At 71.8% G+C, this 560-nt stretch carries 3 pseudogenes; all 3 read right to left on the reverse strand.

Going from position 1 to position 560, the window contains the following annotated elements:
* Positions 1 to 135: pseudogene (locus NBW84_RS16095) on the reverse strand (IS5 family transposase); the annotation flags it as partial.
* A gap of 147 nt (positions 136 to 282) precedes the next feature.
* A pseudogene (locus tag NBW84_RS24390) lies at positions 283 to 383 on the reverse strand (IS5/IS1182 family transposase); the annotation flags it as partial.
* Positions 384 to 425: 42 nt separating this feature from the next.
* Positions 426 to 557, reverse strand: a pseudogene (locus NBW84_RS24395) (transposase); the annotation flags it as partial.
* Between the last annotated feature and the right edge of the window lie 3 nt (positions 558 to 560).

Consider the following 560-nt stretch of genomic DNA (forward strand, 5'->3'; position numbering starts at 1 on the left):
GATCTTCTTCAGGACCGGGAGGAAACGCGGGCTGTCCGCGGCTTGTCCGGGGGTGAGGATGAGGGACAGCGGGCGGCAGCGCCGGTCGGCCGCGAGGTGCACCTTGCTGGTCAGCCCGCCTCGGGAGCGTCCCAGTTCGGCGGCCTTCAGCCGGGCCCTGCGGCGGCGGCGGACCGCGCGGCGCTGGGCCCGTTCGGTGTCCTCGCCGTCCTCGGGCGCCTCGGTCACAGGGTTGTTCTGTCCGGTTGGTGAAGCCCCTTTTCCGCCGTCAGGGCCTTCGCCATCTCCTCCAGGAGGTCCGGGTCGACCACCATGCCCGCCGCGTGGTGATGCGCGCGGGCGACGGTGGAGTCCACGCCGACCAGGCTGAGGTCGACGTCGCCGCGTGCCGCCGCCTCGGTGATCATCGCGTCCATGAGGGCCTGGAAGACCCCGTCCCGCGCCCACGCGCGGAACCGGTCGTAGATCGTCGACCAGGAGCCGTAGCGTTCGGGCACGTCCCGCCAGGGGCTACCGGTACGGAACCTCCACATCACCGCGTTGAAGTAGCCGCGCAGGTC

Source organism: Protofrankia sp. CiP1_Cm_nod2 (assembly GCF_920664355.1).
In the GTDB taxonomy this organism is placed as follows: Bacteria; Actinomycetota; Actinomycetes; order Frankiales; family Frankiaceae; genus Protofrankia.